Genomic DNA, 21546 nt, shown 5'->3' with positions numbered 1-21546 from the left:
CTTCCGATGTCCGACTCCTCCGGCCCCTCCCCCGATCTGCCTGCCCCGCGCGTCAGCGATCTGGCGCGCCCGAGCGCTCCGATGGGCGACTACATGGCCGGGCTGAACCCCGAGCAGCGGGCCGCGGTGGAGGCGACCGAGGGTCCGGTGCTGGTGCTGGCCGGCGCCGGCACCGGCAAGACCCGCGTGCTCACCACCCGCCTGGCCCACATCCTGGCCACCGGCCGGGCGCGGCCATGGGAGCTGCTCACCGTCACCTTCACCAACAAGGCCGCGCGCGAGATGCGCGAGCGGATCACGGCCATCATCGGGCCCCAGGCCGAGGGGCTGCGCTGGCTCGGCACCTTCCACTCGATCGCCGCCCAGATCCTGCGCCGCCACGCCGAGCTGGTGGGGCTGAAGTCCAACTACACCATCCTCGACGACGACGATCAGGAGCGGCTGATCAAGCAGCTGCTGGAAGCCGAGAACATCGACCCCAAGCGCTGGACGCCCAAGGCGCTCGCCGGGATGATCGACCATTGGAAGAACCGCGGCTGGACGCCCGACAAGCTGCCGCCCCAGGAAGGCGCCCATTTCGCCAACGGCAAGGGCGAGACCCTCTACCGGCTCTATCAGGCGCGGCTGCGCATCCTCAACGCCTGCGACTTCGGCGACCTCTTGCTGCACAACCTGACCATCTTCACCGGCCACGACGACGTGCTGGCCGAGTACCATGGCCGTTTCCGCTACATCCTGGTGGACGAGTACCAGGACACCAACGTCGCCCAATATCTGTGGCTGCGCCTCTTGGCCCAGAAGAGCCAGAACGTCTGCTGCGTCGGCGACGACGACCAGTCGATCTATGGCTGGCGCGGCGCCGAGGTGGACAACATCCTGCGCTTCGAACGGGATTTCCCGGGCTCGAAGGTGGTCCGGCTGGAGCGCAACTACCGCTCCACCAGCCACATCCTGGCCGCCGCCTCGGGCCTGATCGCCGCCAACAAGGGGCGGCTCGGCAAGACGCTGTGGACCGAGAGCCAAGGCGGCGAAAAGGTGGTGGTGCGCGGCGTCTGGGACGGCGACGCCGAGAGCCGGCTGATCGCCGACGAGATCGAGCAGGCGAAGAAGAAGGGCCGCAATTACCGCGACATGGCGATCCTGGTCCGCGCCGCGTTCCAGATGCGCGCTTTCGAGGACCGCTTCCTCCTGCTGCAGATTCCCTATGTGGTGATCGGCGGCCCCCGATTCTTCGAGCGGGCCGAGATCCGCGACGCGGTCGCCTATCTGCGGCTGATCTATTCGCCGAGCGATGACCTGGCCTTCGAGCGCATCGTCAACACCCCCAAGCGGGGCATCGGCGACACCACGGTGCAGAAGCTGCTGCAGGTGGCCCGCCTGAACGGCGTCTCGGCCTGGGCCGCCGCCCGCCAGCTGGTGCTCACCGACGAACTCGCCGCCCGCACCCGCAGCCAGCTCGCCAACTTCCTGCGCGACCTCGACCGCTGGCGCGGCGAGGCCGAGCGCACCCACCACGCCCGGCTGATGGAGACGGTCCTGGAGGAGAGCGGCTATACCGACGCCCTGCGCCTCGACCGCACGCCGCAGGCCCAGACCCGGCTGGAGAACCTCAAGGAACTGGTCGGCGCCATGAGCCAGTTCGACACCCTGGAAGCCTTCCTCGAACACGTCTCCCTGGTGCTCGACCTCGACAAGACCTCCGGCGGCGACCGGGTGCAGATCATGACCCTGCACCAGGCCAAGGGGCTGGAGTTCCCGCTGGTGTTCCTGCCGGCCTGGGAAGAAGGCATCTTCCCCTCGCAGCGCAGCCTCGACGAGAAGGGCGAGAAGGGCCTCGAGGAGGAACGGCGCCTGGCCTACGTCGGCCTCACCCGCGCCCGCGAGGAGGCCCGCGTCTCCTTCGCCGCCAACCGCCAGGTCTATGGCCGCTGGACCAGCCAGCTCCCGAGCCGGTTCGTCGACGAACTCCCGCTCGCCAACGTCGAGGCCTCTTCCGAAACGGGGTATTACGGCGGCGGCCCCGGCATGCAGCAGCACGGCAGCCGCTGGGACGAGGCGCCCAATTTCGGCGCCGGCTATTCCTCGCCGGGGTGGCGGCGCGCCCAGGCGGCCGGCTATCGCGGCAGCCATCCGGGCCGCCAGCAGGTGATCGAGGGCGAAGGCCGGCTGGTGGCGGTCTCCGATGCGTCGGCGGCCAGCGACTACAAGCGCGGCGACCGGGTCTTCCACCTGAAGTTCGGCTACGGCCAGGTCACAGCCATCGACGGCAACAAGCTCACCGTGGCCTTCGAAAAGGCCGGCGAAAAGAAGGTCATCGACAGCTTCGTCGAGAAGGGCTGACGCCGCCGGCGACCCACATCTAGCTTCACCCTGAACCAATCCGTCCACCGCGCTTTGTTAGGCCGCGGCATGGAACGGAGACATCAAAGGTGAACGCGCTGTGGACGGGAGCGGGGGTGGCGCTGGCGGCCGGCCTGCTGATGGGCGCGGTGGCCAAGCCGGACCTGGGCGGCGACGATCGCCCCGCCGGGCCGCAGATCCTCGCCGGCTGGGGCGGCGGACGCTCCACCGGACCGTTCGACGACGGCGCGGCCTTCGCCAACTTCAAGGGTCAGCTGCCGGACTATGTGCTGGGCACCGACTGGAAGAGGTCGCTCAATCCGCCGGCGCTCACCGCCGAGCCCTCGCCCCTGCCGCGAGAAACCAAGATGGCCGCCATCGAAACGCCGCCGGACCTGCCGCTCACGCGGGCGACCTACCAGGAGCCGCCGCGCGAACCGCCGAGCTATCCTTCGATCGAGGGCGGCCAGACGTCCGACGCCGGCCTGCCGCCCCCCGCCCGTCCCGAGACCGGAGACGACGGCCGGGGCTAAGCGCCCTCGCCTTTCGCCGAGGCTCTCGCTAGACGGAGCCGGATGAGCGAACAGGCCGTCCAGATCATCGCCCGCGGACCCCGCGCGCAGGCCGAGGCCGCCGCGGCGGCCCTGGACGCCGATCCCGCCACCGAGGCCCTGACCTATTCCATCCTGGAGGAGGACGAGGACCACGACGTCTGGCGCATCGACGCCTTCCCGACCGCGGCCGACGAGCAGGTGGCGATCGCCGGCGTCCTCGCCGGCTTCGGCGGCCTGAGGGTCGCCGTCGAGGTGCTGGCCGACGCCGACTGGCTGGCCATGTCGCTGTCGGGCCTGCCGCCGGTCAGGGCCGGCCGGTTCTTCGTTTATGGCGCCCACGACAAGGGCCTGGCCCCGCCCAACACCGTCAACCTGCGGATCGAGGCGGGCGCGGCCTTCGGCACCGGCCACCACGGCACCACCGTCGGCTGCCTGATCGCCTACGACCGGCTGCTGAAGCAACGGCGTTTCGAGCGGGTGCTGGACGTCGGCTGCGGCACCGGCGTGCTGGCTATCGCCGCGGCGCGCACCGGCTCACCGGTCGCCATCGGCACCGACATCGATGCGCCCTCGGTGCGCATCGCCAACGAAAACGCGGCGCTCAACCGCGCCCACGCCCGCTTCGTCCACGCCAGCGGCCTCGACGCCTCGGCCGTGCGCGACCACGGCCCCTACGACCTGGTGTTCGCCAACATCCTGGCCCCGCCGCTGGTGGCCCTGGCCCAGGACATCAAGGACGCCCTGCAGCCGGGCGGCTATGCGATCCTCTCGGGCCTGCTGCGGACCCAAGAGCGGCGGGTGCTGGCGGCCTATGTCTCGCGCGGCTTTCGGCTGGAGCGCCGCCTGCACCGCGACGCCTGGTCGGCCCTGACCCTGCGGCGGGGCTAGCCGACCACCTTCCCGGCGCCGAGCTCACCGCGCCAGCGCGTTTCGGCGGCCTTCAGCAGCGTATCGACGCCCATCGCGCTCGCGCCCTCGACATCGAGCACCTCCAGCGGTTCGTAGGCGAAGGCCGCTTCGCCGTGGGCGTTCCAGGCGGCCTGCATCTCGCGATTGGAGTAGCCGCCGGTCCGCAGGCCGAACCAGATGCCATTCTGCTTCTGGTCGAGGTCGCGGGCAGCCCCCGTCCAGACCTGGCCGGTGGCGGCGCAGCGCACCGCGAACACGCCCACCGAAGGCTTGCGCTCCTTGTAGTCGCGAACCGCGTCGCGTCGGGATTGCTTGTCCATGCGCCGGGATAGGCGCGCCGATTCATGCCGTCAAACCCAGCTCCGCTTCCGGCGCGGCGCTCTTTGCCGGCCGCCCGGGACGGGCTACATCGCTGGGATGCGTCAGACCTTCGATGAATCCACCGACCGCTCCTTCGGAGCCAAGCACGTCCCGCTGATCCGCCAGGCCATGGCCGAGCAGGGTCTCGACGGGGTGCTCGTGCCGCACGAGGACGAGCATCAGAACGAGTATCTGCCCGCCGCCAACGACCGGCTGGCCTGGGCCACCGGCTTCACCGGCTCGGCCGGCGCCGCGGTGATCTTCAAGGACAAGGCCGCCGTCTTCGTCGATGGCCGCTACACCCTGCAGGTCCGCGACCAGGTGGACCAGTCGCTGTTCGAGATCCGCGATCTCGTGGAAGGCGGCGTGCCCGCCTACATCGAGACCGCGCCGCGCGGCGCCCGGATCGGCTACGACCCGCGCCTGCACAGCCCCGACGCCCTGGAGCGCCTGAAGGCCGCCGCCGCGAAGTCCGGCGCGGAGCTCAGGCCCGTCAGCCAGAACCCCATCGATCAGGCCTGGGGCGCGGCGCGGCCGCCGCAGCCCGTGGCGCCCGTGGCGCCGCATCCGCTGGAATATGCCGGTGAGGAGTCCTCGGCCAAGCGCCACCGCCTCGGCGCGGAGCTCAAGGCGCGCGGCGCGGACGCCTCGGTGCTGACGGCGCCGGCGTCGATCGCCTGGCTGTTCAATGTGCGGGGCGGTGATGTCATCCGTTCACCCCTGCCGCTCGGCCAAGCCGTGCTGAATTCGGACGGCTCGGCGCGGCTGTTCCTCGATCCGCAGAAGGTGACGCCCGACCTCAGGACCTGGCTCGGCAACGAGGTGCAGCTGGAGACCCCTGAGGACCTGCCCCGCGCGCTGGCCGACCTGAAGGGCAAGCGAGTGGTGGTCGATCCCGGCCAGTCCTCGGCCTGGTACTTCGAGGCGCTGAACGGCGCCGGCGCCCAGGTGCTGCGCGGCGAGGACCCTTGCCTGCTGCCGCGCGCGCTGAAGAACGCGGTCGAGGTGGAAGGCGCCCGCAAGGCCCACGCCCGCGACGGCGCGGCTCTGACCCGCTTCCTCCACTGGCTGGCCACCGAAGGCCAGACCAGTCCCCCCGACGAGATCACCGCCGTCGCCAAGCTGGAGGCGTTCCGCGAGGACACCGGCGCGCTGAAGGACCTCTCCTTCGACACCATCGCCGGCGCGGCTTCCAACGGGGCCATCGTCCACTATCGGCCGACCAAGCGGCTCAACAAGCGCGCCGAGGCCGGCTCCCTGCTGCTGGTCGATTCCGGCGCCCAGTACCTCGACGGCACCACCGACGTGACCCGCACGGTCGCCATCGGCGAGCCCAGCCATGAGATGGCCGAGCGCTTCACCCTGGTGCTGAAGGGCCACCTGGCGCTGGCCCGCGTGCGCTTCCCGGCCGGCACCACCGGCTCGGCGCTGGACGCGCTGGCTCGCGCGCCGCTCTGGGCGCACGGCCTCGACTACGACCACGGCACCGGCCATGGCGTCGGCTCCTACCTCGGCGTGCACGAGGGCCCGCAGCGCATCGCCAAGGCGCCCAACAGCGTGGCCCTGCGCCCCGGCATGATCGTCTCCAACGAGCCCGGCTACTACAAGGAAGGCGCCTACGGCATCCGCATCGAGAACCTCCAGGTGGTCACGCCGGCGCAGGAGGTGAAGGGGGGCGAGCGGCCGATGATGGCCTTCGAGACCCTGACGCTCGCCCCCCTCGACCGCCGGCTGATCGTGGTCGCGATGCTGACCGAGGAAGAGCGCAGCCAGATGGACGCCTATCACGCCCGCGTCCGCGCGGTGATCGGCCCGCTGCTGCCGGACGACGTCCGCGCCTGGCTGGACGAGGTGACCGCGCCGCTCTAGCTCCCGACCAGCTCCAGCCACTGGTCCTCGGTCAGCACCTCGATCCCGAGCTCGGCCGCGGTCTTCAGCTTGGAGCCCGCGCCGGGGCCCGCCACCACGATATCGGTCTTCTTGGAGACGGAGCCGGAGACCTTGGCGCCCAGCCGCTCGGCCTGGGCCTTGGCCTCGTCGCGGGTCAGGCGTTCCAGCGCGCCGGTGAAGACCACCGTCTTGCCGGCCACCGCCGTGTCGGTCTTCGGCTTCTCGGCCTCCAGCACGATCAGCTCGCCGCGCAGGTCCTCGACCATGGCGCGGTTGTGGTCCTCGGCGAAATAGGCCGCGGCGGCCTCGATCACCGCCTCGCCGATCTGGTCCAGGTTATCGAGCTCCTCGATCGCCTCGGGATCGCGCGCGGCCACCTTGTCCATGGCCGCCAGGAACCCCTGCGCCGTGCCGTAGCCGCGGGCCATGACCACCGCCGTGGTCTCGCCGATGTGGCGGATGCCGAGCCCATAGATGAAGCGGTCGAGCGCGATGGTCCGCCGCGCCTCGATGCCGGCCAGCAGGTTGGTGACGCTGGTCTCGCCGAACCGTTCGATGGCCAGCAAATCCTCGCGCTTTTCATGCAGGCGGAAGATGTCGGCCGGCGAGTTGAGCCACCCGCGCTCGGTGAAGATCACCAGCTGCTTCTCGCCCAGGCCCTCGATGTCGAAGGCCCGGCGGGACACGAAGTGGCGCAGGTGGGCGAGCTTCTGGAACGGGCAGGCGAACTCGCCCGAGCACCGGCGCACGACGGTTTCGGCGCCCGACGCCGTCGTCTCGCGCACCGCCTCGGTGTGCAGCGGACACGGGCAGATGTCCGGGAAGTCGTAGGGCTTGGCGCCCTTCGGCCGCTCCTCCGGGACGACGCTGACGATCTGCGGGATCACGTCGCCGGCGCGCTGCAGGATCACCGTGTCGCCGACGCGGACGTCCAGCCGGGCGATCTCGTCGGCGTTGTGCAGGGTGGCGTTGGTGACCACCACGCCGCCCACGGTCACCGGCGTCAGCCGGGCCACCGGCGTCAACGCGCCCGTGCGCCCCACCTGGATGTCGATCGCTTCGAGCACCGTGCGCGCCTGCTGCGCGGGAAACTTGCGCGCAATGCCCCAGCGCGGGGCCCGGGAGACGAAGCCCAGGCGGTTCTGCCAGTCCAGCCGGTCGACCTTGTAGACCACGCCATCGATGTCGTAGCCGAGGTGCGGACGCAGCGCCTCCATCTCGCGGTAGGCTTCCTGCAGGCCGTCGACCCCCGCCACGCAGCGGCTCTGCGGCGTGGTCTGGAAGCCCCAGGCCTTCAGTTTGCTGAGCGCCTCCCACTGGGTCTCGGCAAACGGCGCCGAGATCAGCCCCCAGGCATAGGCGAAAAACCGCAGCGGCCTGGCCGCGGTGATCTTCGGATCGATCTGGCGCAGCGATCCCGCGGCGGCATTGCGCGGGTTGGCGTAGGTCTTCTGGCCCGCCGCGGCGGCCGCCTCGTTCAGGGCGGCGAACTCCTCGTGACCCAGATAGACCTCGCCGCGGACCTCGACGGCATCGGGCCAGCCGGAGCCCTGCAGTCGCTTGGGGATCTCCGCCAGGGTCCGCACGTTGGCCGTCACGTCCTCGCCCACCCGGCCGTCGCCGCGGGTGGCCGCCTGGACGAGCACCCCGTCCTCATAGCGGATCGAGCAGGAGAGGCCGTCGATCTTCGGCTCGGCGGTATAGGCCACCGGCTCTTCGCTGAGCCGCAGGAACCGCCGCACCCGGGCGTCGAACTCGGCGGTGTCCTCGTCGGAGAAGGCGTTGTCGAGGCTGAGCATGGGCACGCCGTGCTCGACGGGCGAGAACTGCTCGGAGCGCGCCGCGCCGACCCGCAGCGTCGGGGAGTTCTCCCGCATCAGCTGCGGGAAGCGCGCCTCGATCTCGCCGTTGCGCCGCTTGAGCGCATCGTAGTCGGCGTCGCTGATCGAAGGCTCGTCCTGCTGGTGATAGCGGACGTCGTGCGCCGCGATCTCATCGGCGAGCGCGGTCAACTCGTCGAGGGCCTCGGACTCGGTGAGATCGGCGACGGGCTTAGGTGTGACGGACATCTCGGAAAGCTCTAGCGCCCTTCCTTTCCCGCGCAAGCGGGAGAGGAAGGTCACATCAGCGCCCGCGCCGCGGCGCGCGCGGCCTCGGTGATCTCAGCGCCGGCCAGCATGCGGGCGATCTCTTCCTCGCGGTCCGCGGCGGTAAGCGGCTCGACCACGGTGCGCACGCGCTCGCCCTCCCCGGCCTTGGCGATCCGCCAGTGGGTGTCGCCGCGGGCGGCCACCTGCGGGCTGTGGGTGACGACCAACACCTGGGCCTCTCCGGCCAGGCGCTTCAGGCGCAGGCCGACCGCGTCGGCGACCGCGCCGCCCACGCCCTGATCCACCTCGTCGAAGATCATCAGAGGCGCCGGGCCGGCCCCGCGGCCGGCCAGCGCCGCCTTCAAGGCGAGCGCGAAGCGGGCCAGCTCGCCGCCAGAGGCGATGGCGCCCAGGTCGGCAAAGGGCGCGCCGGGGTTGGTGGCGATCTGGAAGGTGACGCGGTCGAGCCCAGTGGGGCCGGCGCGATCCTCCGGCATGGTCTCGAGGCCCACCTGGAACCGCGCCTTCTCCAGCTTCAGCGGCGCGAGCTCGGCCATCACGGCCGTCGCCAGGGCCTCGCCGGCCGTCCGCCGCGCAGCGCTCAGCGCCTCGGCGTCGGCGAGGTAGGCCTTGCGGGCCGTCGCCAGCTCGGTCTCGGCCGCCCGCAGCGCGTCCTCGGAGGATTCCACCGCCCGCAGGCGCTCGGCGAAGCGCACTCGAAGGATCGGCAACTCCTCGACACTGACGTGGAGCTTGCGGGCCAGGCCCCGCAAGTCGAACAGCCGCTCCTCGGCCTTCTCCAGCCGGTCGGGCTCGAACTCGAAGGCTTCGGCCGCCGCGTCGACGGCGGCTTCGGCCTCCTGCGCCTCGATCAGCACCCGGTCGAGGGCCGCCGAGGCCTGTGTCAGGCGCTTGACGGCCGCGGCGTCCTCCGTCGCCCCGGCGCTGAGCGCGCGCTCCCGCGCCCGGTCGAGCGAGCGCACCGCCCCGGCCATGCGGCTGGTCAGGCCCTCGAACACCTCGCGGGCGGAGCCGATCTCGGCCAGCGCCTTTTCGGACGCGCCCAGGATCGCCCGCTCCCCCGCCAGTTCGGCTTCCTCGCCTTCGCGGGGATCGAGCCGCTCGATCTCGGAGAGCCGCAACGTTAGCTCCTCGGCCTCGTCGGCGGCGGTCTGGGCGATACGATGCAGCGCCTCGACCCGGGCGCGCGCCGCGCGCCAGCCTTCCCAGGCCCTGGCGACGGCTGCGGCTTGGGCCTCCAGTCCGCCAAACACGTCGAGCATCGGGCGATGGGTGCGGGCGTCCAGCAGGCCGACGGTCTCGTGCTGGCCGTGCACTTCCAGCAAGGCCTCGCCGATTTCCTTGAGCACGCCGACGCCGGTCGCCTGGTCGTTGACGAAGGCGCGGCTGCGGCCGTCGGCGCCCAGCGTGCGGCGCAGGACGAGGTCCTCGTCGCGGGCGTAGGAGAGGCCCTTGTCCTCCAGCAGATCCCAGACCGGGTGGTCCGGCGCCGGGGCGAAGACGGCGGAGGCCGCGGCCTGGGCGGCGCCGCGCCGCACCAGGCCCGCGTCGGCGCGCGCGCCGGTGGCGAGCCCCAGGGCGTCCAGGATGATCGACTTGCCGGCCCCGGTCTCGCCGGTCAGCACGGTGAGGCCCGGCCCGATGGACAGGTCCAGGGCCTCGATCAGGACCACGTCGCGGATCCACAGTCCGATCAGCATGGGTGCGAGGATCGCCTGAGAATCAGCGCCCGCGAAGGCCGCCTGTCGGGGAAATGTTGATCACCTTTTGTTCCGAAAATCAAGATGCCACCCGTCGCCCTCTCCCGCGGCGCGAGGAAGGACGGCTCAGCCGAACGGATGGAAGAGGGAGCGCTTCTTCTTCGGCTTGTCAGGGACCGCGGCCGGCGTGGCCGCAGCGCTGGCGTCGGTGGTGGTCTTGGCGGCCGGCGTGGCGTCCGCCGTGGTCTGAGCGGCCGGCGCGGCGGCGGTGGGCGGCTTGATGGTGGTGGACTTGTCGCGGGTGAAGGGCAGGCGGAACAATCCGCGCCGGCCATGCACGCTGGGCTCCACCGCGGGCCGTAGCCCGTTCGAGGTCAAGAGCTTGTAGGCGTCGGCGTACCAGGGGTCGCCTGGATAGTTATAGCCCAGCACCGCGCCGTTCTTCTTCGCCTCGTCGATGAGGCCGAGCGTCAGATAGCCCTCGACCAGCCGGTAGAGCGCCTCGGGAGTGTGGGTCGTGGTCTGATAGTGGTCGACCACGCCCTTGAAGCGGTTGATCCCCGCCAGCGTGTCGCCCTGGCGCAGGTAGTAGCGCCCGATGTTCATTTCCTTGCCCGCCAGCTGGTCGTTGACCATGTCGATCTTCACGCGGGCGTCGCGGGCGTATTCGGTGCTGGGGTAGCGCTGGGCCACCTCGCGCAGGTTGTCGAGCGCCTGACCGGTGGCCGCCTGGTCGCGGCCCACGTCGACGATCTGCTCGAAGTAGCAGACGGCCTTCAGATAGTGCGCATAGGCCGCCGCCGGGTTGCCCGGATAGAGCTGGATGAAGCGATCGGCGTCGGCGATCGCCTCGGGATAGTTGTTGCCCTCGTAGTGGGCGAAGGCCTGCATCAGGATCGAGCGGCGGGCCCATTCCGAATAGGGGTGCTGGCGTTCCACCTCGCCGAAATAGTCGACCGCCTGGTTCCACAGGCGGCGATCGAGGTAGTCGGCGCCGGTCGCATAGAGCAGCTCCACGGGGCGCTCTTCATAGGCCAGCTTGGGCGTCTTCTTCTTGCCGGCGCAGCCGGCGACGGCGAGTGCGCAGAGGGCGGCGACCAGCGCCGGGCGAGCCCACGAATTCCGAAGCAAGATCACCTTCACCTCAAAGGACTTAACGCGCGCCCCCACGCGAGTCACCGCTTCTACACCACGCGCCCGATGGCGCAAACGGAACGGGGGGTCGCAGTCGCGGAGTTAGACCGCCTGCCTCAGCGCTTCGGCGAAGGTCACGTAGCGCCAGGCCTCCGGCCGCGCCGCCAAGGCTCGGACCAGCAGGTTGTTGATGGCATGGCCGGCCAGCTCGCCCTCGAAGCGGCCGAGGATCGGCGCGCCCAGCACATAGAGATCGCCGATCGCGTCCAGCGCCTTGTGGCGCACGAACTCGTCGGGGCGGCGCAGGCCTTCGGGGTTGATCACCCGGTCGCCTTCGATCACCACGCAGTTCTCCAGCGTGCCGCCGCGCGCGAGGCCAAGGCTGCGCAGCTGCTCGACCTCATGCAGGAAGCCGAAGGTGCGGCAGTCGGCAAGCTCGTCGCGGAAGGCCTGTCCGTCCATGGCCATGTCGATGGCCTGAGTCCCGATCACCGGGCTTTCGAAGCGGATCTCGAAGGCCACTTCGAAGCTGTCGGCCGGCTTCAGCGCGGCGCGCTTGTCGCCCTCGACCACTTCGACGGTCTCCAGGATCTCGATGTAGCGACGCGGCGCGTCCTGCATCCGCAGGCCCGCCCGGTCGAGGACGCGGATGAACGGCAGGCTGGAGCCGTCCATGATCGGCATCTCCGGCCCGTCGAGCTCGACCAGGGCGTTGTCGACGCCCAGCATGACCAGGGCGGCCATCAGGTGCTCGATGGTGGCGACGGTGACGCCCGCCTCGTTGCCGATCACGGTGCCCAGCTGGGTCTTCACGACCGTCTCCGGCGCGCAGGGCACGCGGTTGTCGCCGCCGGTCACATCGGTGCGGACGAAGACGATGCCGGTGTCGGGGGCGGCCGGACGAACGGCCACGCGGGTGTAGGCGCCAGTGTGCACGCCGACGCCGGCGAACGTCGCCGGAGCCCGGAGCGTGTGCTGGAAGGCGTCTGCGGTCACGCTGGACCTTTCCGAAAATCTTGCGGCCCGAACGGCGTCGGTCGCTACGTCCCCAACTCACCGGCTAAGGTGGTTGATGCGCCGCAGCAAAGCACTTCGTGTTTCGCAATGTTTCGCTTTGGGAAAGGTTAACGGGCGCCCCTCGGAGCGAGCCAAATTCGTCAACGATTCTGAACGTTCAGGCGCTTTGCCGCAGGTCCTTTCCCTCCCGTTTGCATGGGGAGGGTCGACGCGCCGCAGGTGCGGGGGATGGGGAATAGTGGATCAGGCGCGGAGCTTGATCGTGACCTCCCCACCCGTCTGTCGCTTCGCTCCAGCCCCCCTCCCCACGAAGGGGAGGGAAGGAGATCAGTTCGCCAGCCGTCGCAGGAAGGACGGGATCTCCAGGTCCTCGGCCGCTTCGGCGTGCTCTTCCGGGGCCGCGGCTTCCAGCGGCTGGGCGCCGCCGCGGCTCGCGGTTGGGCGGGCGGCCGGCGCGCTGGCCGGCGCGTCGTAGCGCGGACGTCCGCCGAACAGGCTGAGGAAGCCGCCGCGCGGACGACGCTCATAGGCGGGCTCGGCGAACAGCGGTTCGTCGTCGATCTCGTCGTCTTCGGCGACCGAGGGGTCGACGATGCGGGTGACCGGGGCGGTGATCCTGGGCTCGGCGGCCGAGGTGTTGGCGGCGGGCGCCTTGTAGAGATCGGGCTGCTCTTCCTCGAAGGCGAGGCCGAGCGCCGGTTCGGCGGTCTCGGAGGCGGCAATCGGTTCGGCGATCTCGGGCGCCGTCTCGCCGGCGTCGTCCGGCGCAGTGGCTTCCAGCTCGGAGATGCGCAGCGGCGGGGCGGTCAGCGAGCGGCGCTCGGGCTTGGGCTCGATGGCGGCGATCGAGGCGCCGTCCATGCCGGTGGCGACCACCGACACGCGGATCATGCCGTCCAGCGACGGGTCGAAAGCCGCGCCGAAGATGATGTTGGCCTCCGGGTCGACCTGTTCGGAGATGGCGTTGGCCGCCTCGTCGACTTCCAGCAGGGTCATGTCGAGGCCGCCGGTGACATTGACCAGCACCGCCTTGGCGCCCTTCAGCGACACTTCGTCGAGCAGCGGGTTCTGGATCGCGTTGTGGGCGGCCATCAGGGCGCGGTCTTCGCCGGCCGCCTCGCCCGTGCCCATCATCGCCTTGCCCATCTCGGTCATCACCGTGCGGACGTCGGCGAAGTCGAGGTTGATCAGACCCGGCAGCACCATCAGGTCGGTGATCGAGCGCACGCCCGAATGCAGCACCTGGTCGGCCATGCCGAAGGCTTCGGCGAAGGTGGTCCGCTCATTCGCGACGCGGAACAGGTTCTGGTTGGGGATGACGATCAGGGTGTCGACATAGCGCTGCAGCTCGCCGATGCCGGCGTCGGCCAGGCGCATGCGGTGGCGGCCTTCGAAGTGGAAGGGCTTGGTGACCACGCCGACCGTCAGGATGCCGCGCTCGCGGGCGCACTTCGCGATGATCGGGGCCGCGCCGGTGCCGGTGCCGCCGCCCATGCCCGCGGTGATGAACACCATGTGGGCGCCGTCGAGATGCTCGCCGATCTCCGGGATGCTCTCCTCGGCCGCGCTCATGCCGACCTCGGGATGAGCGCCGGCGCCCAGGCCCTGGGTGACGGTCACGCCGAGCTGGATGCGCCGCTCGGTCTTGGCGAACTGGAGCTGCTGGGCGTCGGTGTTGGCGACGACGAACTCGACGCCCTCCAGACCCGCCTCGATCATGTTGTTGACCGCGTTGCCGCCGGCCCCGCCGACGCCGAACACCACGATCCGAGGCTTCAATTCCGTCGCCCGGGGGGCTGTGAGTGAGATGGTCATGGGACCCCTGCCGTCTGCCGAATGCCGCTGGGGCGCCCGCGACCCCCCGCGAACGCTCCTCCTTAAGGATGGGTTACTAGGCGACCGACATCCTTAATCGAGGGTTAAGCCCATACCGTGAGTCGCCGCTCGGGCGAGGTCCACGACTCCGCAAAAAAACGCTTGCGACTCAAAGGCTCAGCCGAATCGGCGGCGCCATCTGCGACCGTCTGTCCGGCCGCTGCAACCGGGGGTTAGCGGTGAATTATTGTTCGCCGATTCACCGACGGGGATGTGACAGGGTTCAGCGCGGAGCCGAGCCGGCGAACGCCGGCCGGTCGCCTACAGGTTCTCGCGCAGCCAGGCGGCGGCCTTGGCGACCGGGTTGGCGCGGGGGTCGAGCGGTTCGCGGCGCAGCTTGGCCGAGGTGAGCGCGCGGGTGGAGACCGCCTCGCGCGGGCCGAAGGCGGCGCGGTGCAGGACGCCGGCGGCGGCGGTGAACGCAGGCCCTGAGGCGGCGTCGGCTAGGTGCGGCACGCGGCGCGGACGGCCCAGGCGCACCGGGCGGTCGAACACGCGGACGGCGACCTCGCGGACGCCGGCCAGCTGGCTCGCGCCACCGGTCAGCACTAGGCCCGCGCCGGGCTCGATGGGCGCGCCCGACGCCTTGAGCCGGTCGCGGAGCAGCTCCAGCGTCTCCTCGACGCGCGGGGCGATGATGCCCTTCAGCAGGGACCGCGGCGCGATCACCGGGCCGGCGCCGGGATCGTCGCCCCGCGGCGGCGCCTCGATCATCTCCCGGTCTTCATTGGCCGATGCGATCGCCGAGCCGTGCAGGGTCTTGATCCGCTCGGCGCCGGCGATGGAGGTCGAGAGACCGCGGGCGATGTCCTGCGTCACGTGATGGCCGCCGACCGGCACGGTCTCGACGTGCACCAGCGAGCCCTGATTGAACACCGCGGCCGAGGTCGAGCCGCCGCCCATGTCGATGCAGACGGACCCTAAGTCCATCTCGTCTTCCTCCAGCGCGGCGAGCGCCGAGACGAAGGGGGCGGCGACGACGCCTTCCAGCTGCAGGTGGGCGCGCTCCACGCAGGCGCCCAGGGTGTGGAAGATGCTCTCGGCGATGGAGACGACCAGCAGCTCGACGCCGAGCGCGCGGCCGAACATGGCGCGGGGATCCTTCACCCCGCCCTGACCGTCCACCGACCAGCCGACGGGCAGGATGTGCACGGCCCGCCGGCCGGGCAGCTTGATCTGGGAGAGGGCGTGCTGGATGGCGCGCACGAGGTCGTTGTCGGCGATGGGCCGCGCGCCGATCGAAACCCGGCCGGCCACGCGGTGCGAGGTTAGCTGGCCGCCGCCGGTCGCCACCGTCACGCCCTGGACGGAGACGCCGGCCACCGTCTCGGCCCGCTCGACGGCCTGGGCGATGGCCTCGGAGGCCTCGTCGAGGTTGACGATGGCGCCGCCGCGTACGCCGCGCGACTGGACATACCCAACACCCGCCGTCGTGAGAGTCCGGTCCACCCGGCGCACGCCCTCCGGCTTCATGATGAAGCAGGTCACCTTCGAGGCGCCCAGGTCGACGGCCGCGACCACCGGCGGGCGCACGAGCGCGGCCTTCAGTCCCTCGCGGCCGTCCTTCTTGTCCTGCGGCTTGGCGGCCAACTTCAGCATTCTCTCGTCACTTCTTCTCTCACGCGCCGGCGATCGGCAGCCGTCCGGGCGGGAGCGGCTCGCGCGGCCGGACGGCCACCACGTCGGGGTTGCGCAGGTCGATGCGTTCGAAACCCAGGTCGAGGATCCGCGAGCGCTGGTCGAGCTGCTCGAGCTGCATCAGGGCCGCCTCTTCGTCCACGGCGGGGAGCTGGATCAACGAGCCGTCCTTGAAGCGGATATCCCAGCGCCGATCGTCGACGCGGACCAGGGCGTCCATTCGGCCCATCAGCTTGGGGCGCTGGGCCAGCAGCGGCAGGATCTTCGGCGCGGCCTCGGCGCCGCCGACGCCCACCACCAGGGGCAGGCTGGCGAAGCGGGCGGGATCGGCTTCGGGGATCACCAGGCCGTGGTCGTCGATGACCATGGTCTTGCCCTCGTGCTGCCAGACCGCTAGTTGCCGGCGCTCGGCGACGGCGATCACCAGGGTGTCGGGCAGCAGGCGCACGATGCGGGCGTCCCTCACCCAGCCGACGGCTTCGATGCGCTTGCGAAGCGCGGGCAGGTCGAGACCCAGCAGCGGCTCGTCCTTGTAGACGCCGGCCGCCTTGACGATGTCGCCGGTGGCCATGGCCGAGGCGCCCTCGATGCGCACCTTGCGCAGGCGGAAACCCGCCTGGCCGAACTTGCCGTCGACGGCGGACTGGGCGGTGGCGACCAGCCGCGCGCCGCGGTGGCCGGTGGCCAGGACGGCGACGCCGACCACGGCCAGCAGCCCGGCGGCGGCGGTCAGGATGAGCTTGGGAGAAGGCCCGGTCGCCTTGGACGCGCGCGGCTTGGCCGGCGCCGCCCCCGACGCTTTCAGCCGGGGACGCTGTGCCGACTTGGGGGCCGCTTTTGCCCGAGGTTTCGCTTCAACTCGCGACCCTCCCCGCACCGCCGCGGGCATACGCGTCCTCCGTAATCCAAAGCACCAGAGCATCGAAATCCACGCCCTGCTGAGCCGCCTGCTCGGGGACGAGCGAGGTGGGCGTCATGCCGGGCTGGGTGTTCACCTCCAGAAGGACCAGAATGTCCTTAACGTCGTCATAACGCAGGTCGGACCGGGTAACGCCCCGGCAACCCAGGGCCGCATGCGCCATCTCGGAGAGTTTCAGCGCTTTTTCAAAGACATGGGGCGGAATGAGGGCCGGAACCACGTGTCGCGAACCGCCCTCCCCGTACTTCGCCTCATAGTCATAAAATCCGGTGCGCGGAATGATGTCGGTGACGGTCATGGCCTTGCCGTCCATGACCCCCACGGCCAGTTCCTTGCCCGCGATGTAGGGCTCGATCATCACCTCCTCGCCATAGGTCCACGACGGATCGACGATCTGCTGCGGTGGGCTGTTGGCGCCTTCGAACACCAGGAACACCCCCACCGAGGAGCCCTCGGCGTTGGGCTTGACCACATAGGGCGGCGCCAGGACGTGCTCGCGGGCCGCCTCGAAGCGGTTGAACAGCCCGCCGCCCGGCACCGTCACGCCGGCCGCCGCCAGCACGGCCTTGGATTTCGCCTTGTCCATGGCCAGGGCCGAGGCCAGCACGCCACAGTGGCTGTAGGGCACGCCCAGCGTCTCCAGCACCCCCTGGACGCAACCGTCCTCGCCCCAGGCCCCGTGCAGGGCGTTGAAGCAGACGTCGGGCCGCAGCGCGCTCAGCACCTGGGCGAGGTCGCGGCCGGCGTCCACGCGGCTGACCTTGGCGCCCAGCCGCTCCAGCGCATCGGCGCATTCGCGGCCGGAAACCAGGCTCACCTCCCGCTCGGAGGAGAGCCCGCCCAGGAGGACGGCGACGTGGTGTCCGGAAAGCGGGGCGGCCATGGGCGACTCAGATGTTGGACGGCGGAGGCCTCTGCGGGTGACGGAGCGCAGCCCCGGGGTCAAGAGGCGGCTTGGGCCGAGGGCGTCGCGGACCCCGCGAGGATCGGCGCCGCGGCGGTCACCGCGCCCGTGTCGGGAAGTGCGCCTGCGCCAAGGCGCGGAGCGCCTCGGGCGGCATTTCCTTCTTCGTGGCCAGCGCCCAGAGGTCGAAGGCCCAGGGGCGGCGCATCGTCGCGACGCTGACGAAGCCCGCCTGCCGCAGCGCCGCCTCCAGGCTGCGGATGGTGAAACCCGTGCGATGGGCCATGTAGAGGTTGCCCTGGGCCAGCGCCGCCCGGTGGCCGAACAGCATGTCGTGGGGCGAGATGGGCCCGACGGACGACACATAGGCGGGCTCCTCCAGCCGGTCCTCCGCCACCAGGGCGGCCACCGCCTGCAGGTCCGGACAGGTGATCACCGCAAAGCCGTCGGGCAGCAGGACCCGGTGGAACTCCGCCAGCGCCACGGGGACCTCGAACGGATAGAGGTGCTCGATATTGTGGCTCGAGAACACCGCGTGGAACGCAGCGTCGGCGACCGCGGCCATGTCGGTCATGCTGCCGATGATGTCGGGCCGCACAGCCGGATCGATGTCGAGCCGCACCTCCTCCCAATGGGGCGTGTCGAACCCCTTGGTGGTCTGCGCCTTGCGCTTGGGCCCGCAGCCGACGTGCAGGAACGCCGCCATCAGGCCGGCCGCCCGATGCGCTTGATCTCCCAATCGAGCTCGACGCCGAACTTCGCCTTCACGTCGGCGCGGACCGCTTCGCCCAGCCCCTCGAGGTCGGCGGCCGTGGCCTCGCCGGTGTTGATCATGAAGTTGGCGTGCAGCGGCGAAAACATCGCCCCGCCGAACAGCTTGCCGCGCCAGCCGGCCTCATCGACCAGCTTCCACGACGCCTGGCCGGGCGGGTTCTTGAAGGTCGAGCCGCCGGTCTTCTCGCGGATCGGCTGGGTCTGTTCGCGCCGCGCGGTGATCTCGGCCATGCGCCCCTCGACGGCGGCCCGCGCGTCGGGGGTCCCCTGGAACAGGGCGCCGGTGAAGATCATCGGCTCGGCGGCCGCGCGGGCCGATTTGCGATAGCTGAAGCCCATGTCGGCGTTGGAGAGCGTCAGCCGCTCGCCGGCCCGGGTCACGGCCGTGGCCTCGACCAGCACGTCCTTGGTCTCGGCGCCGTAGCAGCCGGCGTTCATCACGCAGGCGCCGCCCACCGAGCCTGGCACCCCGCGGTAGAATTCCAGGCCGGCGATCCCAGCCTTGGCGGCCTCGCGCGCCAGGATGGCGTCCGGTACGGCCGCGCCGGCGAAGATGCGGGCGCCGTCCCGCGCCTCGACCTTGGCGAAGCCGCGGCCCAGCCGGACCACCACGCCCTCCACCCCGCCGTCGCGCACCAGGGTGTTGGAACCGACGCCCAGCGGCGTCACCGGCACGGCGCGATCGAGGCCCTTCAGGAAGCCGGCGAGGTCGGCCTCGTCCTCCGGCAGGAACAGCACGTCCGCCGGACCGCCCACGCGGAACCAGGTGAAAGGGCCCAGCGGCTCATCGCGCAGCAGCTTGCCGCGCACCGCGGGCAACCCTTCGCGCCAGCTCATGGGCGCCAGCTCATTCGGCCGCCTTGCCGAGCGCCTGCAGCTGATCGGGCAGGGCATAGGCCCAGCTGGTGATGTCGCCCGCCCCCAGCAGCACCACCAGGTCGCCGGCCTTGGCCTCCTTGCGGATCAAGGCCGGCAGGTCGGCCGGGCTGGCGAGCGCGATGGCCCGGCGGTGGCCATAGCGGCGCAGGCCCTCCACGAGGGCGTCGCGGTCGATGCCGTCGATCGGCGTCTCGCCGGCCGCATAGACATCGGCCACGATCACCACGTCGGCGTCGTTGAAGGCGTGGCGGAAATCGTCGAACAAGTCGCGCAGGCGCGTATAGCGGTGCGGCTGGACCACGGCGATCACGCGGCCCTGGGTCACCGCGCGGGCGGCCCTGAGGACCGATGAGATCTCCACCGGATGGTGGCCGTAGTCGTCGATGATCCGCACGCCGTCAGCCACGCCCGTGGTGGTGAACCGCCGCCGCACGCCGCCGAAGCCGGCCAGACCCTTGCGGATGTCCTCGCCCGACACCTTGAGCTCGTGCGCCACCGCGATGGCGGCCAGGGCATTCAGCACATTGTGCTGGCCGGGCATGGGCAGGTGCAGATCGTCGATGCGCAGGCTGCCGTCCTCGCGCGGCGCGATCACCGCGTCGAAGCGGGCGCCTTCCGGGCCCATGGTGATGTTCTCCGCGCGGACCTCGGCCTGCGGATTGACGCCATAGGTGAGCAGCCGGCGGTTCTCGACGCGGGCCGCCAGCGCCTGGACCTCCGGGTGGTCGGTGCAGACCGCGGCGAAACCATAGAAGGGGATGTTCTCCACGAAGTCGCGGAACGCCTTCTTCACCGCCTCGAAGTCGCCGTAGTGGTCGAGGTGCTCGGGATCGATGTTGGTGACCACCGCCACGGTGGAGCGCAGCTTCAGGAACGAGCCGTCGCTCTCGTCGGCCTCGACCACGATCCAGTCGCCGGTCCCGACCTTCGCATTGGTGCCATAGGCGTTGATGATGCCGCCGTTGACCACGGTCGGGTCGAGCCCGCCCGCGTCGAGGATGCAAGCCACCATGGAGGTGGTGGTGGTCTTGCCGTGGGTCCCGCCGACCGCCACCGAGAACTGCAATCTCATCAGCTCGGCCAGCATTTCCGCGCGGCGCACCAGCGGCAGGCGCCGTTCCCGGGCCGCGACCATCTCCGGATTGTCGGCCTTCACGGCGGTCGAATAGACCACGGCCGAGGCGCCATCGATGTGGGCCGGGTCATGGCCGATGAAGATCCTGGCGCCCAGCTTCTCCAGCCGCTCGGTGTTGGCGCCGGCCTTGGCGTCGGAGCCCTGCACCGTGTAGCCGATGCGCAGCATGATCTCGGCGATGCCGCTCATCCCGATGCCGCCGATGCCGATGAAGTGCACGGGGCCGATCTCGAAGGGCACGGGGCGTCGCGTCATCCGCTGGTGCTAGCGCATGCGTGGGGCTTTTTCACCCCATTCCAGCTCAGCGCCCGCGGGCGGTCTGCTCGACCACATCGGCCAGACGCTCGGCCGCGTCGGGCATGGCGACCGCGCGGGCGGCCGCGGCCATGCGCGCCAGCCTGCCCGGATTGTTCAACAGCTTTTCGAGCGCGTTCGAGAGGCTGTCGACGGTGAGCTGGCTTTCGCGGGCGACCTCGGCGCCGCCGGCATTGGCCAGCAGCTTGGCGTTCTGGCCCTGATCGTCGTCGATGGCGATGGCCAGCGGCACCAGGATCGAGGGCCGGCCCGCCACGGCGAACTCGCAGACCGAGCCCGCGCCCGAGCGGCCGATCACCAGATGGGCCGCCGCCAGCCGGCCGGCCATGTCGCGGAAGAAGGGCGCGATCTCGGCGTCGATCACGGCGTTTCGGTAGATCCGGCGCGCGGTCTCCATGGATTCGGGACGGGTCTGCTGCTGGATGGACAGCCGGCGCTTCAGCGCCTCCGGCAAGGCGGCGATCGCCTCGGGGACCAGCTCGGAGAGCAGTCGCGCACCCTGGCTGCCGCCGGTGATCAGGAGGCGCACCTGACCCTCCGGGGTCGGGGGATCATAGGGAACGTCGTACAGCGCGCGGATCGCCGGGCGGACCGGATTGCCGACCACGATCTGGCGGCCGGCCACCTTCCTGGGCGCCTTGAGCAGGGTCGGGAAGGCGCAGGCGACGCGGGTCACATGCGGGGCGAGGAAGCGGTTGGCCCGGCCCATCACCGCGTTCTGCTCGTGGATCACGGTCGGTCGCTTGTCGAGGATCGCGCCCACCAGCGCCGGAGCCGAGGGGTAGCCGCCGAAGCCCACCACCACATGCGGACCGATCTCGCGGTAGAGGGCGCGGGCCTGCATCGCGCCGCGCATCACCGCCAGGCCCGCGCGCGCCATGCCGATCGGATCGCCGGGCCTGTAGGTGGCGGCCGAAAGCCCGATCCGCCGCTCGGCGGGGAACTCGCCGGCGAAGCCCGCCACCCGCTCGTCGGAGGCCAGCACGATGGTCCAGCCGCGCGCGATCAGGGCCTCGGCCAGGGCCTGTGCGGGGAACAGATGGCCCCCGGTGCCTCCGGCGGCGACGACGGCGACCTTGCGCATGACGCCCG

17 protein-coding genes are annotated in these 21546 nt (G+C 70.8%); 4 read left to right on the top strand and 13 right to left on the bottom strand.

The features are described from left to right. Positions 1-6: 6 nt before the first annotated feature. The 3 genes from VGT80_RS15815 (at position 7) to VGT80_RS15805 (ending at position 3782) form a co-directional block, all read left to right on the top strand. Positions 7-2340, top strand: a complete 2334-nt coding sequence (locus VGT80_RS15815; RefSeq protein WP_327457472.1) for a UvrD-helicase domain-containing protein — start codon at positions 7-9, stop codon at positions 2338-2340. An 89-nt stretch (positions 2341-2429) separates the two neighbouring features. Further along, complete coding sequence (locus VGT80_RS15810) at positions 2430-2873, top strand: hypothetical protein (protein ID WP_327457470.1); 444 nt, start codon at positions 2430-2432, stop codon at positions 2871-2873. 42 nt (positions 2874-2915) lie between these two features. Next, complete coding sequence (locus VGT80_RS15805) at positions 2916-3782, top strand: 50S ribosomal protein L11 methyltransferase (RefSeq protein WP_327457468.1); 867 nt, start codon at positions 2916-2918, stop codon at positions 3780-3782. Here the strand turns inward: VGT80_RS15805 and VGT80_RS15800 are convergent. After that, positions 3779-4123, bottom strand: coding sequence for a GIY-YIG nuclease family protein (locus VGT80_RS15800; protein WP_327457466.1), 345 nt, complete (start codon positions 4121-4123; stop codon positions 3779-3781). The two genes, VGT80_RS15805 and VGT80_RS15800, sit on opposite strands and share 4 nt — an antisense overlap. A 97-nt stretch (positions 4124-4220) precedes the next feature. On the opposite strand from VGT80_RS15800, the gene VGT80_RS15795 reads away from it, so the two are divergent. Next, a complete protein-coding gene (locus VGT80_RS15795) occupies positions 4221-6032 on the top strand; it encodes an aminopeptidase P family protein (RefSeq protein ID WP_327457464.1) in 1812 nt (603 codons plus the stop codon). On the opposite strand, the gene ligA is transcribed toward VGT80_RS15795, so the two are convergent. The 12 genes from ligA to murG all read right to left on the bottom strand — a co-directional run bounded on the left by ligA (position 6029) and on the right by murG (position 21538). After that, positions 6029-8122, bottom strand: a complete 2094-nt coding sequence (ligA, locus tag VGT80_RS15790) for an NAD-dependent DNA ligase LigA (RefSeq protein WP_327457462.1) — start codon at positions 8120-8122, stop codon at positions 6029-6031. The genes VGT80_RS15795 and ligA overlap by 4 nt on opposite strands. Before the next feature lie 50 nt (positions 8123-8172). After that, on the bottom strand, positions 8173-9864 hold the full coding sequence (gene recN, locus VGT80_RS15785; protein WP_327457460.1) for a DNA repair protein RecN: 1692 nt from the start codon (positions 9862-9864) through the stop codon (positions 8173-8175). A 126-nt stretch (positions 9865-9990) separates the two neighbouring features. Then, positions 9991-10995, bottom strand: coding sequence for an outer membrane protein assembly factor BamD (locus VGT80_RS15780; RefSeq protein ID WP_414693917.1), 1005 nt, complete (start codon positions 10993-10995; stop codon positions 9991-9993). Between the two features lie 105 nt (positions 10996-11100). Next, on the bottom strand, positions 11101-11994 hold the full coding sequence (lpxC, locus tag VGT80_RS15775) for a UDP-3-O-acyl-N-acetylglucosamine deacetylase (RefSeq protein WP_327457458.1): 894 nt from the start codon (positions 11992-11994) through the stop codon (positions 11101-11103). Between the two features lie 348 nt (positions 11995-12342). Then, positions 12343-13830 (bottom strand): cell division protein FtsZ, encoded by a 1488-nt coding sequence (gene ftsZ / locus VGT80_RS15770; protein WP_327457456.1) that lies wholly within the window; start codon positions 13828-13830, stop codon positions 12343-12345. Between the two features lie 321 nt (positions 13831-14151). Further along, complete coding sequence (gene ftsA, locus VGT80_RS15765; RefSeq protein ID WP_327457454.1) at positions 14152-15489, bottom strand: cell division protein FtsA; 1338 nt, start codon at positions 15487-15489, stop codon at positions 14152-14154. A gap of 19 nt (positions 15490-15508) precedes the next feature. Continuing rightward, positions 15509-16234, bottom strand: a complete 726-nt coding sequence (locus VGT80_RS15760; protein ID WP_327457452.1) for a cell division protein FtsQ/DivIB — start codon at positions 16232-16234, stop codon at positions 15509-15511. A 148-nt stretch (positions 16235-16382) separates the two neighbouring features. Further along, the gene (locus tag VGT80_RS15755; protein WP_327457450.1) at positions 16383-17330 is read right to left on the bottom strand and encodes a D-alanine--D-alanine ligase; all 948 of its coding nucleotides are present in this window, start codon (positions 17328-17330) and stop codon (positions 16383-16385) included. Between the two features lie 118 nt (positions 17331-17448). Continuing rightward, positions 17449-18057, bottom strand: coding sequence for a class I SAM-dependent methyltransferase (locus VGT80_RS15750; protein WP_327457448.1), 609 nt, complete (start codon positions 18055-18057; stop codon positions 17449-17451). Next, a complete protein-coding gene (murB, locus tag VGT80_RS15745; protein ID WP_327457446.1) occupies positions 18057-18962 on the bottom strand; it encodes a UDP-N-acetylmuramate dehydrogenase in 906 nt (301 codons plus the stop codon). The genes VGT80_RS15750 and murB overlap by 1 nt, the downstream gene beginning before the upstream one ends. Positions 18963-18972: 10 nt before the next feature. Next, entirely contained in the window at positions 18973-20394 is a 1422-nt protein-coding gene (murC, locus tag VGT80_RS15740) for a UDP-N-acetylmuramate--L-alanine ligase (protein WP_327457444.1), read from the bottom strand. A 46-nt stretch (positions 20395-20440) separates the two neighbouring features. After that, a complete protein-coding gene (gene murG / locus VGT80_RS15735) occupies positions 20441-21538 on the bottom strand; it encodes an undecaprenyldiphospho-muramoylpentapeptide beta-N-acetylglucosaminyltransferase (protein ID WP_327457442.1) in 1098 nt (365 codons plus the stop codon). Positions 21539-21546 lie beyond the last annotated feature (8 nt).

Origin of the sequence: Phenylobacterium sp. (genome assembly GCF_035944335.1) — a bacterium.
In the GTDB taxonomy this organism is placed as follows: Bacteria; Pseudomonadota; Alphaproteobacteria; order Caulobacterales; family Caulobacteraceae; genus Phenylobacterium.
This window is presented reverse-complemented; position numbering and strand designations above follow the sequence as displayed.